Below are 17,411 nucleotides of genomic sequence, written 5' to 3' on the forward strand. Positions count from 1 at the left end.
ATAAGTTCTATCACAAATGTTCCGGCAGGAATTTATAAAGTTTACATTACAGATTCACTTGGTTGTTTAGGGATATTAGATTCAATAGTAATTAGTGAGCCGCCTGAATTAATTACAGATACATTAATTGTAGATTGTGACGAGAGTGAAACTACTATAAGAATAAAAGGAGGAGCGCCTCCATATATTACGTATGAATGGAAAGATCCTGATGGTCAGACCGTTGGTACAGATTCAACTGTTAAAGATTTAGTTGCCAATACCTATTATGTCACTGTAACAGACGCCAATGAATGTGTTATGAAAGATACAGTGATTGTAACCTGTCGTTGTACTCCTGATCCCAAAACAGGTTTTTCGCCTAATGATGATGATGTAAATGAGTTCTGGATGATTGACAGCATAGGTGGTTGTAATGAAATTAAAGTAACTGTTTTCAACAGATGGGGAGATATTGTGTGGGAAAATAAGGATGGAAAATATATTAATGAATTTAAAACAGAAAATATTGAAGCAAGTCATATTTGGGATGGAACATACTACAAAAATGGTTTACCTGTACCTGATGGTACCTATTTCTATGTAATTGAAACACCATTTGCTGAAAACCTCAGCGGTTGGGTTTATATTCAGCGATAGGTTCTTTGTACTGGATACTATACTATATATTTGGAGTTGGATGTTGTCATTGTCTCTATATTTAAATCTGTCTTATACGAATCATTACTACAGCGAAAAAAATTTTAAAAAAAGTATTAAAAAATTTGGAAAATTGAAATAAAGTATTATAAATTGCGTAAATTTTAAATCTATTAACACCATGAAAAAACTACTTATTCTATTCAGTCTCGGTATTACAACATTTATTACCAGGCCAGGCTATAGCCAGCAGGAAGCTCAATATAGCCAGTATATGTTTAATCCCCTTATAATCAACCCGGCTTATGCGGGCAGCAGGGAGGCAGTAAGCGCCATTGCTCTTTTCAGGAATCAATGGATTGGTATTGATGGCGCTCCGATTACGCATACTCTTAGCGTACATACACCCTATGTAAAACGAAAGGCATCTTTAAGGGAGAAAAAGATTTCCCTGGAAAACAAAAAAATCGGATTGGCATATCATCATATCATTGATCAAATCGGTCCGACAAGAAGATCCCAGTTCTATTTTGGGGGCGCTTACAGGATAGCGGTGGGTTCCGGCAAGCTTTCATTTGGCTTAAGAGGTGGCCTTGAGAGCTATAAAATTGAGTGGGCAAAAATAACTATCCAAGAACAGAACGACAATGTTTTCATTGAGGGATCAAAAAATGATAAAAGATTGATTGGTAAAATTGATTTTGGCATGTATTATTATGACAAGAGCTTCTATTTTGGTGGGGCAATTGTAAATTTAAACCGGCCGAAGTTAGGATTTGATTATGTAGATCCGGGAGGCGATTCAACCAGGTTTGAACAAGCGCGTTTATCCCAGCACTTTTTCCTGACCAGCGGTTATGCATACCCAATCAATGAGTACTTAGTGTTTAGACCGTCACTTATGTTCAAATACGTGGCAAACGCTCCGCTTGATATCGATATGAACGTTAGTTTTCTGATCAATAACCTGGTATGGTTAGGTACATCCTACAGGCTTGGACATGGATTAAATCTAATGATGGAAATAGTAATTACCGATCAAATCCCTCCCCTAAGCGGTGTGAGAATGGGTTATTCCTATGATATTACGATGCAAGGGCTCAAAAACAGCAGAGACAATAAGATCCGTAACTCCGGTACGCACGAGATCTTTATCGGCTACGATTTTGAAATATTTAAAACCAAGGTTAAGTGCCCGAGGTTCTTCTAGTATAAAGAAAATATTATTGATATTCATTTTGAGAAGAAACATGATTAAAATAAACTATAAGGTATTGCTATTGGTAGCTATAATATTTGCTCAAGCAATACAATATAAAAGTACTGCCCAGTCCAGTAGTGAACCCTCAAAAAAAACCTCCAAATTAAATGAAAAATATCGTAAGATAGTTTTACAGCTTGCAGATGACCGCTATGATAATCTTGACTATGGTGAGGCAATCCCTTTATATGAACAGGTATTAGCCTATTTAGATAACAAGATGGCAACTGTAAGATTGGCAGATTGTTACAGATTAACAAACAAGTATAAGAACGCAGAAAAATGGTACGCAAAAGTTGTACTGTTTAAAGATATTGATCCTATCAATCACCTTTATTATGGCCAATCTCTACGTAATAACAATAAGCTTGATGAAGCTAAAAAGCATTTTTTAACTTTTTCAGAATTAAAACCTGATAACCCGAGGGGTAAACTATATGCCTCATCCTGCGACAAAGTAATGGAGTGGTCAAAAAATTCACCGACTTCAGAAGTATTTAATGTTAAGAAGATCAATACACCTGTGGCAGATTTTTGCCCTGTCTATTATAATAACGGGTTAGTCTTCACCTCCGAAAGAGGACAGGATTTGATAAATGAAGAATTTTATGGCTGGACCGGCAGACCCTATCTTTCATTATTTTATACTGAGGTGAAATTTAGAAATGACAGCACATTGTGGGGAGAAACAGAATTGTTCTCGACCAGTATTGAAAGTGAATGTCATGACGGCCCTGTATGTTTTAATGCAGGAGAAAATATTGTTTATTTTACAAGGGTAAGAAATATTATTATCAGGAAAAAAAGTGATTTTATAAACAGGCCCAAATTATACTCAGCCGAGGTCAAGGGTGGCAGGTGGAAAGAAACCGGGGGCAATAAATGGAGAAAAATAAAATCATTTGAATACAACAGTAATCAGTATTCTGTGATGCATCCGAGCCTGAGCCGTAATGGTAAATATTTATTCTTTGCTTCTGATATGCCGGGAGGTTATGGAGGTGGAGATATCTATGTGTGCAAAGACAAAGGAAACAAATGGGGTAAACCTGTGAACCTGGGTCCTGCAATTAACACGACCGGTAATGAGATGTTTCCTTCTATTCGTGATGATGGCACTTTATTTTTTTCGTCTGATGGCCATGAAGGGTACGGAGGGCAGGATATTTTTTCAGCTACAAAGGCAGGTGATACAGGCGATAAATGGGGAAATGTAACCAACCTGAAAGCACCAATTAACTCTGTTTCAGACGATTTTGGCATCATTTACCTGCAAGGCAACGATAAGGGATTCTTTAGCTCAAACAGAGAGGGGGGGCTGGGAGATGATGATATCTATAGGTTTACTCTTCTTGAATTATCACAGCCCGAAGTAAGCTATATTATTGAAGGTACAATTATATCACTCACCGATAAGGGCAATGAAGAATTGCTCTCTGATGTTACCGTTAAGCTTATGAACGAAAAATACGAGGTTATTGACGAATCTTATACTTTTAAAGAAGGTAAATTTAAGTTTAGCAGAGTGAAACCCGGGACAAACTACTCGGTGTTTCTTCAGAAAAAAGATTACCTGACAATAATTAAAAATATTGGCAAATCTCTATCGTCCAATGATCTTAAAGGTGATAACACAGTAATGATCAAGGCAAAGGTAGTAATGGATAAAATAGTGATAGGTAAAGAAATTGTATTGAAAAATATTTATTACGACTACGAAAAGGCAGATATTAATGAGACAGCAGCCAAAGAACTTGATAACCTGTTGCAAATAATGGAAAATAACCCTGATATAAAAATAGAGCTCAGCTCAAATACCGATGTGAGAGGAGACGCTGGGTTTAACATGGATCTGTCTCAAAAAAGAGCAGAGTCGGCTGCAACTTATATCACTTCCAAAGGCATTGCCCCCTATCGAATCACCGCCAAAGGCTATGGAGAAACCAAGCCCAAAGTCCCCAACGCAGCTTCTGAAGAAGAACATCAGCAGAACAGGAGAACATCGTTTACAATTCTGGAGAAAGAGTAAAGCGCATGGAGCATGTCGAAGATCCAGACGTAGTCGGGGGCGCAGAGCACAAACCTTGAGTGCCATAAGTTTTAGTGTTCTATTCTTCTTAAAATTATTATTATGCAATCTTAAAATTTGAAACCAACTAATTTTTTTTAAAAATGAGCAATCCCATACAAAAGGTTGAAGTAGAAACTATAGATAAAAATACAAAAAGTGTGAATGCCCTTTTTGATTCAGGATCGTTTTATACCATCATTCGCAGCGATTCGATGCCTGCAACAAAATTTGTGTTCAGGTATCCAGAGCCAGAAATATTTGGAACAGCATCCAAAAAATCAATGCTGAAGATCATTGGGGAAACGAGTCTAATAATTGAAATTAATAATAAGAGAATCCGTGAAACTGTTTTATTGGCACCGCTACTTTCCACAGATTTAATTATAGGAGCAAAAGCAATGCAGGCATGGCACATTACTATTGACAATTCAACAGGAGAAACCAAAATCACTGTGGGAATAGATATGAACGATCCAAATATTACAAGAGTGATTTGAGAAAAAATATAAAAAGAAGGGATTTTAACCAGGAAAGTTGTTTTGATTAGATAAGGAAAAGTTTTATCTTAACAACCTTTCAAACATGCAACCTTCCAGCCTCCCATCTTTCCAACCTTCCAACCATGCAATCATGCATCCATACATTCATGCAACAATGCACTCCTGCACTCATATCATAATATTGGTTGCCATCCTCTTATTCTCTTCCTGCGACATAACTTTTAACGAAACAACCTATAAACCGCAAAGCAAAGGAAAAACAGGTGAAATAATAATCATTATGGATTCGACCAGGTGGAAGGGCTCTATTGGAAAAGAGCTTAGAAAAACATTTTTAGCCCGTCAACCCGGCCTGCCCCAGGATGAATCCATGTTTGATATTAAATACATTTATACCGGGAATTTTACCGGTTTCTTCAAAACGTACAGAAATATTGTGATTGTCACTTCTTTTGAAGATATGAGCGCTGACGGGGAAAAATTAAAAAGCCTCTTTACCAAAGGATTACTGAATAAAATAAACAGCAACGAAGAGTTTTTTATGCTCTCAAAAAAAGATATTTATGCCCAAGACCAAAAGGTTGTACATTTGTTTAGTAAAACAGACAGGGAGCTTGTAAGGAAAATAAAAGCTAATTCAAAAAAGCTGCAAAGAATATTTCATTACGTTGAAAGAAGAAGAACAATAAAAAAAATATTCGGGTCTAATGAACGGAAAGAATTGGGCAAAAAGCTCGCTAAACAGCACAAGTTTCAAATACGAATACCATACCGTTATAAGCTTGCGAAGAATCGTGATAACTTTGTGTGGCTTAGATATCCTAAGCAGGCAGTTGACAGGAATATTTTTATCACCTGGAAGCCTTATGCAACTGAAGAAGCATTCAAGCCGGAACAGATAGTTTTGTGGCGTGATTCAATCTGTAAAACCCACATTTACGGAAGTGATGACAGCGGCTCATTTATGCTCACTGAATCTTTGGTGCCGGTGCATACAGAAAAGGTTAATTTTAAGAAGAAATATGCCCTGGAATCAAGAGGATTATGGAAATTGAACAATCTCTCTATGGGCGGCCCGTTTATCAGCTATACTTTTGTAGATGAAAAATTAAACAGGATTTATTACATTGAGGGCTTTGTATATGCACCTGCATTTGATAAACGGGAGTATGTACATGAATTAGAAGCTGTACTTTGGACGTTTGAAGTCAGCAGGCAGTAGACAATAAACAATCCTGAAATTTGAAGTAAAGGAGAAGTTTTCTTTTAAGTAACGATTTTGCTAACTTTGCGTAATTCTTGCTATACAATCAAATATAATACATGGAAATCAAAATTCGAAAACAGGATGCATTAAATTATCATACTCAGGGCCAGCCGGGCAAGATTGAAGTGGTGCCAACCAAAATGCTAAGCTCACAGTTGGACCTGGCGCTTGCCTATTCACCAGGAGTGGCTGAACCATGCAAACAAATAGCTGAAAATCCGGAAGATATTTATAAATACACAGCGAAAGGTAACCTGATAGGGGTAATCTCTAATGGTTCTGCTGTTTTGGGATTAGGTAAAATAGGTGCAGAAGCATCCAAACCTGTAATGGAAGGTAAAGGGGTATTGTTTAAAAAATTCGCAGGAATAGATGTTTTTGATATTGAAATAAATTGCGATGATCCCGATGAGTTTGTCAAAATAGTTAAATCTTTAGAGCCAACTTTCGGTGGAATAAACCTGGAAGATATTAAATCTCCTGAAAGCTTTTATATTGAGGAGAACCTACGGGAGCAGCTAAACATCCCGGTAATGCATGATGACCAGCATGGAACCGCCATTATTTCTGCTGCCGCAATGATAAATGCAATAGAAATAGTGGACAAAAAAATAGACCAGGTGAAATTTGTAGTCAATGGCGCTGGCGCTTCGGCAATTGCTTGTACCAGGTTATATGTGTTGCTAGGCGCGAGGAAAGAAAATATCGTTATGCTTGATTCAAAGGGAGTGATAAAAAAAAGCAGGCCAAAGCTTGACCGGATCAAAGCAGAATTTGCTACAAATAAGGATGTTAATACCCTGAAAGATGCTATCAAAGGTGTTGATATTTTTATAGGCCTTTCCAGGGGCAATATACTAACGCAGGAGATGGTAAAGACCATGGCCGATAACCCCATCGTTTTTGCACTTGCAAACCCTGACCCTGAAATTGCTTACGACCTGGCCATAGCAGCACGTGATGACATTATTATGGCAACAGGCCGCTCTGACCATCCCAACCAGGTCAATAATGTGCTTGGTTTCCCCTATATTTTCAGGGGAGCGTTGGATGTGAGAGCTACTGAGATCAATGAAGCAATGAAACTCGCTGCTGTAAAAGCTTTGGCTGACCTGGCCAAAGAGCCCGTACCGGAAATGGTCAATAAAGCTTATGGGGATAAAAGGCTTGTATTTGGAAGAGAGTATTTTATACCAAAACCGCTCGATCCAAGGTTGATTACTACTGTATCCCCTGCGGTAGCCAAAGCCGCCATGGAATCGGGTGTAGCAAATAACCCGATAAAAAATTGGGATAATTATGATATTGAATTGCAGCAGAGAATAGGCATTGACCATAAGTTTATTTCAAGAATTATAAACCGTGCTAAGGAAAATCCCAAAACGATCGTTTTTGCCGAAGCTGACAATTACAAAATTTTGAAAGCATCTCAGCGAATACTGGATGAAGGTATTGCTGTACCGATCCTGCTGGGTAATAGTAAATTAATAACCCGGCTTATTAAGGAAAATAATCTTAATGAGCTTTTGGATTGCCAGATATTGGATCCTTTTTATCAAACCGAAAAATGCGAAGAGTACGGAAGAATATTTCATAAAAAAAGGAAACGCAAGGGTGTTACATTGTATGAGGGTATAAAACTGATGCGCGATCGAAATTATTATGGTTCAATGATGGTAGAAACCGGTGATGCTGACGCACTTATTTCAGGGCTTACCAAGGATTATCCAAAGACAATTAAACCTGCTTTACAAGCAATAGGTGTTGAAGAGGGTGTTAACAGGGTAGCCGGTATGTATGTGATCGTGAATAAAAAAGGCACTTTCTTCTTTGCCGATACTACGGTTAACACAAACCCAACAGTAGACGAATTGGTTGACATCATTGCTCTTACTGCCAGAACGGTAAGAAGTTATGATATTGAACCAAATATTGCAGTGCTGTCCTATTCAAATTTCGGGTCTAGTAAGGGAGAAATTCCCAACAAAACCATGCTTGCCACACAAAAAGCCAAAGAGAAATATCCGGATTTGGTCATTGAAGGAGACATCCAGGCAAATATTGCATTAAATCCACAATTACAGAAAGAGATATATCCTTTTAGCTCATTGGCAGAAAAAGGCGCCAATACCCTGATATTTCCTGACCTGGCTTCCGGCAATATCGCCTATAAATTGTTGCAGGAATTGGCTGATGCCGAAGTGATCGGCCCGATATTAATGGGAATGAAAAAACCAGTAAACGTACTGCAATTGGGCAGTGCCGTAAGGGAGATCGTCAACATGGTGGCAATTGCTGTGGTGGATGCACAGAAGCATACTGCAACTGACTTTAAAATAAAAGATGTTGTAGAAATTGAAAATAAAGTTGTGGAAGCAGTAAATTATGAAGATAGTTTATGAAAAAAAGTAATATATTCACTGAAATCAACAATGAACACGATTAAATAATGATTTCTTATATAAACGGCACCCTCACCCACAAAGACCCCACTTTTATTATCATTGACGCTGGCGGCATCGGCTATTCCATAAAAATCTCGCTAAACACGTATTCTATGCTCGACAAAAAAAAGGAAGGCGATACTTGCAAGCTTTTTACTTACCTGCATATTAAAGAAGACGCACACACATTGTACGGATTTGCAGATCCTCAGGAAAAAGTTATCTTTTTAGCCCTTATCTCTATTTCCGGAGTCGGGCCAGGCACTGCCTTAATGATATTATCCTCATTATCCACTGATGAGACCAGGCAGGCGATCATTGATGCAGATGTTCATACCATACAGAGCGTAAAAGGAATTGGAACTAAAACCGCTCAAAGAATTATCCTGGAGCTTAAAGATAAAATGCTTGCCCTGAGCCCCAGCGAAAGTACCGACAAAATTTCAACCACTGATACTGCAATAAAATCCATCTCGCAACGCAATACTTTAAGAAATGAGGCGTTGTCTGCTCTGGTAACCCTCGGCATAGCAAAAAACATTGCTGAAAAAAGTATCCACGCCATTTTAGTACAAAGTGACGAGGATATTACCCTGGAAGAATTGATAAAACAAGCGTTGAAAACAGCATAAGAACTTAACAGCGTAATTTAATTTAAATAATGAATTTGAATATAAATTTCATTTAAACATCGAAATTCCTATACAATAAAATAGTGCTGCCTATGAAATAAACCCTTACCTTAATTACTATATTCTAACATTTTTAGGTTAACCTTGTTGTACATCAAAAGATATATAGTATTTTTTGTAGGGGTGTTTTTATTGCCTTTCCCAAAACCTTCTGATGCAGTATCATTAAAGGGTGAGTTAAAGGAAACAGCCACTGCCACCTGTGTTCATGTGCTCATGTGTTCGCGTGTTCATGCTACCATTTTCTTCCCGGGAGACTCAACCGATAAGGATACCATAAAAAACCAGCAATACCGCGACAGGTACGGTAACCCGTTTACAAACCCGCGTTCAATTTCGCCTTTTATACTTAGCAACCCCTCTAATGTAGTACTTGAAGTGGAATTAGACGCCAGCATGGAATATTATCATATTTCAGAAAAGATCGGAACATTCAATTACAGGAACCCTACCATTATGAGCTTTGAAGAATATTCAGCGTATAAAAACAAGCAAATGATTAGAAATTATTTTAAGCAAAAATCTTCTGAATTAGGAGGTGAAAGCGTGGTAAGCAGCCGGAGCACGCTGATCCCAAAGATCTATTTAAGCCCTGTAATGGACAGGATATTTGGTGGAAGTTATGTGGATATAAGGCCCAATGGCGCTGTATCATTAAAGTTTGGCGGGCAATGGCAAAGGTTGCATAACCCGGCGATATCTGTGAAGCAGCAGCGAACCGGTGGGTTTGATTTTGACCAGAGCATTAACATGAACGTGATAGGAAAGATCGGGGAAAAGCTGAAGCTCAACGTAAACTGGGATACCGATGCTACTTTTGAATTTGAAAATAACATTAAGATACAATATACTGCTTTTGAGGAAGATATTCTCCAGAAGATAGAAGCTGGCTACGTGAGCATGCCCGTAAAAAGCAGCCTTATCAGGGGATCGCAAAACTTATTTGGCATAAAAACCCAACTGAGGTTTGGCAGGCTGGATGTAACGGCAATCGTCTCATCACAAAGAGGGCGAACAGAAGAGATCACCATCACGGGAGGCGCCCAGACAAGAGAATTTGAAATAAAATGTGCTGATTATGATGAGAACAGGCATTTTTTTCTTGCACAATACTTTAGAGACCAGTATGAAAATGCGCTAAATAATATTCCGATCATAAATTCACCTGTAAATATCAGCCGCGTAGAGGTTTATCTGATCAACAGATCGAATGCTACAGTAGGGCTAAAAGATATTGTGGCATTAAGCTATTTAGGAGAAGATTCAATTTCAATAGTTGGGACTTTTCCTGATAATAATAATATAAACAATAATCTTTATAATTCATTACCATATGTCAGAAATCCTGATAATACAAGCTCAACATTAGAAGCAGCTGGTTATATTAAAGGTGAAGATTTTGAATTTATCAGGGGAGCTAGAAAACTTCAGGATAAAGAATTTTCTTATCATCCCCAATTAGGTTTTATTTCACTCAATTCGTCTTTAAGGCCCGATGAACTGCTGGCTGTTTCTTTTGAATATACTGTTGCCGGAGGCACTAAATTCCAGGTTGGAGAGCTCAACCCCTATCCGTCAGATTCAGTGATCATTCTCAAATTATTAAAACCCACCTCAATCCGTACCAGCCTGCCCATGTGGGACCTGATGATGAAAAATGTTTACTCGCTGAATGCAGGGCAGGTAAGCAAAGAAGGGTTTGAGCTGAAGATCTATTATAAGGATGATGCTACCGGAATAGACAACCCCAGCTTACATGAAGGTACAAATTTAAAAGACAAGCCACTTATTGAAGTAATGAATCTTGACAGGCTGAACAGCAATGGTGACGGGCAAAAAGATGGGAATTTTGACTTTGTGGAAGGCATTACCATTGACGTAAAATCGGGCAAAATATTTTTTCCTGTACTGGAACCGTTTGGCAGCCATCTGGGAAAGTTTTTTGTAGATGAGGATCTTTTGAAAGACAAATATCTCTATGACTCGCTCTATACAAGCACAAAAAGTGACGCGGAAACAAAATATGCCAGTAAAAATAAATTTCTGATTAAAGGTAAGTACCAGTCTAGCTCCTCAAGCGAAATCATGCTGCCGGGTATCAATATTTCCCCGGGTTCGGTGGTGATCACTGCAGGTAATACGCCCTTAGTTGAAAACGTAGATTATACGGTGAATTATAACATGGGCAGGGTAAAGATTACCAATGAAGGCATTCTTGCTTCAGGAAAGGAAATAAAGATCACTTATGAAAAGGCAGACTTGTTCAACTTCCAGACCCGGTCGCTTTTTGGCGCTAGGTTTGACTTCAGGGTTAGCAAGGATATTAATATCGGAGCTACCATATTCCACCTCAACGAAAGGCCTTTTATCAGCAGGGTAAGCATTGGCGATGAGCCTACCAAAAACACTATCTGGGGAGCTGATATCAATTACAGGAAAGAATCAAGGTTTTTAACCAAGCTGATAGACAAACTCCCCATTATCCAGACCAAAGCGCCTTCTTCCATTACACTCAGCGGTGAATTTGCACAGCTCATACCCGGAAGCCAAAAGCTGGTAGGCGGGGAAAAGGGTACCGCCTATATTGATGATTTTGAAGGAGCCGAAACCCCCTACGATTATTCAAGAGTACCAACAAGGTGGAAACTGGCAAGTACGCCAAGCAGGTTTGCCGAGGTAGAATCAAATACGCTGGATTATTCAAAGCACAGAGCCAAAATGGCATGGTACACCATAGACAACCTTTTTTACAGAGAAAATACCATTAATAATCCCAAACATATCAAAGATGCTCTGAAGAATGACCCAAAAACGAATGACCAAATGACGAATCACTACATAAGAGCCATCTCACCCAGGGAAATATTCCCCAACAGGGACCCTGAGGTTTTTGACCTCAACGAATATACTTTTGATATTGCCTACTTTCCGCAAGAACGGGGACAGTATAATTACAATACTGTTCTTAATAAACCTGAAGATAATTGGGGAGGCATTATGAGATCAATTACCTATAATACTGATTTTGATGACGCCAATATCCAGTTCATAGAATTCTGGCTGATGGATCCATTTATAAGTAATGCAAATGGTAATAGCGTTATAGATGATAAAACACCATCTGCGGAACCAAATACAACCGGAGGCGAATTGTACTTCAATCTTGGAAATATTTCAGAAGATGTGATGAAAGACAGCAAACACACCTTTGAAAATGGCCTCCCCTCTTCTGGTACTTCTATTTGGGGAACAGTACCAACTAAAAAACACATAATCAATGCTTTTGATAATACAGAAGGAGAAAGACCATTGCAGGACGTAGGATTGGATGGACTTAATGATATTGAGGAACAGGGTTTTTTTAATGATCCTATCCTTGGTAATGATCCTTCTTCTGACAATTTTAAATACTATCTTGATGGTAATGATGAATTTGATTATGGTTATGACGGAGCCGAAATGCCAATCCTTGGCAGGTATAAAAACTTTAACGGAATGGATGGCAATTCTCCGGAGAGCAGCGGGGGAAGCTTTACACCTGCTTCTACTACCATCCCTGATAATGAAGACCTGAACAATGATAATACCATCAGCGACCTGGAAGCTTATTATGAATACAAAATAAAGCTCAGCCCCGGACTAAAAATCGGAGAAAACTTTATAGTTGACCGGGTAAAAAATACAATTAATGGTGATGTAGTAAGCTGGTACTTGTTTAGAATTCCTATCAAAGAAAAGCCTCAACAGGGTGGTAAAAGTAACATTGAAGGCTTTAAGTCTATAAGATTTATGAGAATGTTCCTTACCAGTTGGTCACAACCGGTAGTGCTGCGCTTTGTTGACCTGCAGTTGGTAGCTAACCAGTGGAGAAAATATCCGGATATTCTGATGGAACCTGGTATGCTTAAACCACCAGAACCCCCCTTTGACGCCAATTTCAATGTTTCAACGGTCAACATATATGAAAATGGAGCAAGTACAGGGGATAATATACCCTATGTACTTCCACCCGGCATTCAACAGGATATTGACTTTGCTGCAACAAATGACAGACAGCTTAATGAACAATCTCTGCAGCTTTGTGTAGACTCTTTGATGGACCGTGATGCGCGGGCAGTCTATAAAAACGTAGGCATGGATTTTATCAATTACGGGCGGCTCAAAATGTTTATCCATGCCGAAAGTGATGAGCGTAGTGATCTTGCTGCAAAGAATGGTGAAGTAGAAGCTTTTATAAGACTGGGGAGTGATTTTATTGATAATTATTATGAGTACAGGGTTCTTTTAACAATAACAAATCCTGCAAGTACTGCTAAAGAAGAGATCTGGCCCGAATCTAACTGGATAGATGTAGCTTTTGATGATTTCGGTAAAGTAAAATCTGAAAGAAACAATCAGGAATTTAATATTAGCTGGCGATTTACTTCCGGTAACATTACCGTTGTGGGTAACCCCGACCTGAGCGATGTACAAACGATAATGATCGGGATACGCAATCCCGGTTCAAAAGACGGGGATCCCAAATCTGTGTGTATCTGGGTGAATGAGCTGAGGGTAAGCGATTTTGATAAAAATGCCGGCTGGGCAACCATAGGCAGGATCAATGTAAAATTAGCCGATTTGGCTACTGTTACCGCCTCAGGTAAATATACCACTGTGGGATTCGGTTCCATTCAGCAAAAGATCTCTCAAAGATCAAGGGCCAATACTGCTGAATTTGACATATCGTCTAACATTACGCTTGATAAGTTCATCCCGAAAAAAGCAGGTATAAAACTGCCCATGTTTGTTAGTTATGAGATCAGAAATGTTGACCCTAAATTTGACCCGCTTGACAAGGATATCCCTTTAGCTGCTAAGGTTAGATCTTTTGGAACAACAGAAAAAGGAGAAATAACGGAAGAAGGAGAAAAATACAGGAAGATGGCACAGGATAGAACGGTGCGAAGAAGCTTAAACATGACCAATATCCGCAAAGTCAAAACAAAGAAAAATGAAAAGAGGCACATTTATGATATTGAGAATCTGTCGCTCACCCTTGCCTACAGCGATGTGAACAGCCATAATATCAATACGGCCTCTTACGAGCTAAAAACCTACAGGGCTGGGCTTGGATGGGGTTTCAGCCCTAAAGCTAAAAATATTGAACCGTTCAAGAAGGTCAAGTTTTTAAAATCACCGGTGCTTCAACTTGTAAAAGATTTTAATTTTACCCCTTTTCCCAGCAGTCTTACTTTCAGAACTGACCTTAACAGGCGTTTTCAGAAAACCCAGCTTAGAAATTCAGACCTTACTACTGTAGGGATAGATCCGACCTATGAAAAATCGTTCCTGTTCAACAGGTTATATGCTCTAAAATGGAATCTTACCAAAAGCCTCTCTTATGATTATTCTGCCACTGCCAATTCAGTGATTGATGAACCCTTTGGGGATATAGATACGCAGGAAAAAAAGGATTCCCTGATAGATAACATTATAAGATTCGACAAAGAGAAACCAGATACTGATCTCGGAGAAAAAGATTGGATTCAGTTTGGGAGAATGAAGCAATTCACCCAAACAAATTCATTTAATTATAGGTTACCTCTGAACAAATTCCCTCTAACCAATTGGATCAATGCATCTGTAAGTTATACGGCAGGCTATAGCTGGAAGGCAGGGTCTAATGCAAAAGGTTCATACATAAATTCATCAGGTATTCTTACTGAAGATACATTGACCCTTGCAGAAAGATTGGGTAACAGCATTCAAAATACTTCCCGGAGGGCAATTAATGGAAAAATTGACTTAGTGAAACTTTATAATAAAGTTAAATTCCTTAAAGCAATTAACTCAACCCCCAGGCGTAAACCCCCAGCCAAGACCAAAAAACCCAAAACGCCTATAGCTAAGGATACTACCAAAACTAAAAAGAAACCGGAGCTGAAGGTATTCAAAGCAGTGCTGCGTTCCTTGATGACCGCACGTTCTGTAAACTTCAGCTATTCAGTGAACCGGGGTACCGCAATACCGGGCTTTATGCGCAAACCGGACTATTTTGGCCTGGAAAGCGGAACGAATGCACCGGGGCTGCCATTTGTGTTGGGGAGTCAGGATGTTGGTATTAAACAGGAAATTGCTCAAAGAGGCTGGTTATCTGATGATTCGTCTTTATTTACCACCTTCGCTCAATTTAGAAATGAAAACTTAACCTTAAACACTTCATTAGAGCCTTTTAAAGGATTTAGGATAAAGCTTGACGCTAAAAAGAACAAATCGGCAGACTACCAGGAATTATTTACATATGACCCAATAACAGAAGAATTTATGACCAGCAACCCTAATAAAAAGGGCAGCTACAGCATTTCATACATTGCTATCAATACCAGCTTTATCCGTGACCGTAAAAGCGGCCGTTCCACAGTTTTTGAAAATTTTATAAGAAACAGATCGAATATAATCAACAGGTTGGCAGCAGATAATCCAAATAAAAATGGCAATTATAGTGAAAACTCGCAGGATGTGCTTATTCCTGCCTTTTTAGCAGCATATACCAATAAAGACCCCCTGAAAATAAACACTTCCCCTTTCCCTTTGATACCTTTACCCAACTGGAGAATTGATTATTCCGGGTTGTCAAAGCTTAAACCGCTTAAAAAATATTTTTCATCCATCAATTTATCGCACAGCTATAGTTGTAGCTACAGCGTATCAAGCTATACAACTGCTCTTGATTACAATAATCTATTAGACCTTTTAACGCTCCAGAGTAACGTAGAAAATTATCCGTATGCCAGTAAAATCACAACAAACAAAGAATTCATACCGGTCTATGTGATTAACAATATCAGCATCAAAGAAAGATTTTCTCCCCTGATAGGAATTAAAGTAAGGACCAAAAGTAAAATGACCATTAATATTTCATACAAAAAACAAAGAAACCTCTCCCTTGACCTTTCGAATACACAAGTGACCGAAGTTAAAAATCAGGATCTTGTACTGGGTTGGGGGTTTACAAAAAAAAATGTTAAAGTTCCTTTTAAAGTGCGGGGAGAAACGGTTATCTTAAAAAATGATCTTGCTTTTAAATTTAATCTTACTTTGAGAGATAGCAAAACAACGTTAAGATCATTTGACCAGGAACCTGAAATTACTGCAGGGAATAAAATTATACAGATAGAGCCAACACTCAGCTATAAGGTAAATAAAAGGCTGAACGTGCAGTTATTCTTTACAAGAGCTGTAACAGATCCGCGGCTTTCCAGCTCTTTCAAAAATGCCCGTACAGAATTTGGGACTAATATAAGGTTTAATCTGTCGCAATAGTCATACAATGGTTATACAATGGTTATACATAGGACTCAAGTATTGTTCTTTTATTTTTTTCATCAAAGGTAATAAGAAAATGTTTAAAGAAGTTATCTCTACCTATTAAATTAAAGGCGACAGTAAATTCTCGTGAAAAAATAATTTTGCAACGAAGTTTTTTTTCACCGATTATGATATGAATGTAATGTATATAACCCAAAATTCTTCCACCCACACCTTCGAGATAAATTTGTTTTCCCTTTTCAATATCTATATCCATGTATTCAGCAATATAAGAACCAAAAACTGAAAAAGAAGCGCCAGAATCAACCAATGCTTTTACTTCAATAGAAACGCTCCTTTTTTGAAGGGTAATATCAATAAGGGGAAAAAATTGCCCCTTTTTTTCAATATACGGGAAAATTGCAGTCATAACAAAAGTATATAGGGGCCTTCGTCATCACGTGGAACACGCATAACTGCCGGTTGCTTAGCAAATTTTTGGTTGCGAAGCTGCTCCATTAGTTTTTTAAACGTAACAGCCGAATCTACTACCCGGTAACCTATAATAGCTACCCACTTTCCCGAATAATTACTCACGTTAATTGTTTTGTTGCTATTTTTTCGCTTTGGTACAGGCATGGTTTTTTGTATTATTTATGATACTATTTTTCAAAGATAGGAATATAAATAATAAAATTCAAAAAGATTTTAAATTATTTTTCAACCTAAATTTTAAGTTTTACGCTGCAAATATCCAAATTTTCCGTTTACAATCATTTACAAATGTAATTTAAGCGACTATAAATAATTATTAACCGACTAATGTTTTCAACCCTCCTTTACTTTGTGTCATCATTTTGAAATGCCATCTGGCTGACAAAATGAAGTTGTTCAAATTTTAACCTTGTCCTGCACATATTAAACATTAGTCATGTACAGGATATTAAACACAAAGTAATTATGAAAAATTTAAAAAACAAAGTTCAGTTAATTGGAAACTTAGGAAAGGATCCTGAAGTTAAACAATTAAACAGTGGTAAAACAGTAGCTAATCTGTCTATAGCCACCTCAGAAACGTATAAGAATGCCGAGGGTGAAAAAATAACAGATACCCAATGGCATAATTTGGTGGCATGGGGAAAAACAGCAGAATTTGCCGAAAACTATCTTAAAAAAGGCAATAAAGTAGCTGTAGATGGCAAGCTTATTAACCGGAATTATGAAGATAAGGAAGGCATTAAGCGCTA

11 protein-coding genes are annotated in these 17,411 nt (G+C 38.1%); 9 read left to right on the forward strand and 2 right to left on the reverse strand.

The genetic code is table 11. The features are described from left to right. The 8 genes from FVQ77_15080 to sprA form a co-directional block, all read left to right on the forward strand. On the forward strand, window positions 1-639 hold a 639-nt coding region (locus FVQ77_15080; protein ID MBW8051627.1), incomplete at its 5' end, for a gliding motility-associated C-terminal domain-containing protein. A 181-nt stretch (window positions 640-820) separates the two neighbouring features. Continuing rightward, on the forward strand, window positions 821-1,849 hold the full coding sequence (locus FVQ77_15085) for a type IX secretion system membrane protein PorP/SprF (GenBank protein ID MBW8051628.1): 1,029 nt from the start codon (window positions 821-823) through the stop codon (window positions 1,847-1,849). Further along, window positions 1,719-3,929: an OmpA family protein gene (locus tag FVQ77_15090; GenBank protein MBW8051629.1), complete on the forward strand. Its 2,211-nt coding sequence runs from the start codon at window positions 1,719-1,721 to the stop codon at window positions 3,927-3,929. The genes FVQ77_15085 and FVQ77_15090 overlap by 131 nt, the downstream gene beginning before the upstream one ends. 143 nt (window positions 3,930-4,072) lie before the next feature. Further along, window positions 4,073-4,468: a retroviral-like aspartic protease gene (locus FVQ77_15095; GenBank protein ID MBW8051630.1), complete on the forward strand. Its 396-nt coding sequence runs from the start codon at window positions 4,073-4,075 to the stop codon at window positions 4,466-4,468. 85 nt (window positions 4,469-4,553) lie between these two features. After that, window positions 4,554-5,693, forward strand: a complete 1,140-nt coding sequence (locus tag FVQ77_15100) for a DUF4837 family protein (GenBank protein MBW8051631.1) — start codon at window positions 4,554-4,556, stop codon at window positions 5,691-5,693. A gap of 107 nt (window positions 5,694-5,800) precedes the next feature. Continuing rightward, the gene (locus tag FVQ77_15105) at window positions 5,801-8,140 is read left to right on the forward strand and encodes an NADP-dependent malic enzyme (protein MBW8051632.1); all 2,340 of its coding nucleotides are present in this window, start codon (window positions 5,801-5,803) and stop codon (window positions 8,138-8,140) included. Between the two features lie 47 nt (window positions 8,141-8,187). Next, window positions 8,188-8,814 carry a Holliday junction branch migration protein RuvA gene (gene ruvA, locus FVQ77_15110; protein ID MBW8051633.1) on the forward strand — a complete coding sequence of 209 codons (627 nt, stop codon included), beginning with the start codon at window positions 8,188-8,190 and terminating at the stop codon, window positions 8,812-8,814. A gap of 276 nt (window positions 8,815-9,090) precedes the next feature. Then, entirely contained in the window at window positions 9,091-16,179 is a 7,089-nt protein-coding gene (sprA, locus tag FVQ77_15115; GenBank protein MBW8051634.1) for a cell surface protein SprA, read from the forward strand. A 22-nt stretch (window positions 16,180-16,201) separates the two neighbouring features. Here sprA and FVQ77_15120 read toward each other — a convergent pair whose 3' ends face one another. Together FVQ77_15120 and FVQ77_15125 are read right to left on the reverse strand one after the other, a co-directional pair. Next, window positions 16,202-16,594, reverse strand: coding sequence for a hypothetical protein (locus FVQ77_15120; GenBank protein MBW8051635.1), 393 nt, complete (start codon window positions 16,592-16,594; stop codon window positions 16,202-16,204). Further along, entirely contained in the window at window positions 16,591-16,803 is a 213-nt protein-coding gene (locus tag FVQ77_15125) for a hypothetical protein (GenBank protein MBW8051636.1), read from the reverse strand. The genes FVQ77_15120 and FVQ77_15125 overlap by 4 nt, the downstream gene beginning before the upstream one ends. Window positions 16,804-17,124: 321 nt before the next feature. On the opposite strand from FVQ77_15125, the gene FVQ77_15130 reads away from it, so the two are divergent. Then, window positions 17,125-17,411, forward strand: a 287-nt coding sequence (locus FVQ77_15130) for a single-stranded DNA-binding protein (GenBank protein ID MBW8051637.1), incomplete at its 3' end; no start/stop codon positions are given.

The organism is Cytophagales bacterium (assembly GCA_019456305.1).
GTDB lineage: Bacteria > Bacteroidota > Bacteroidia > Cytophagales > VRUD01 > VRUD01.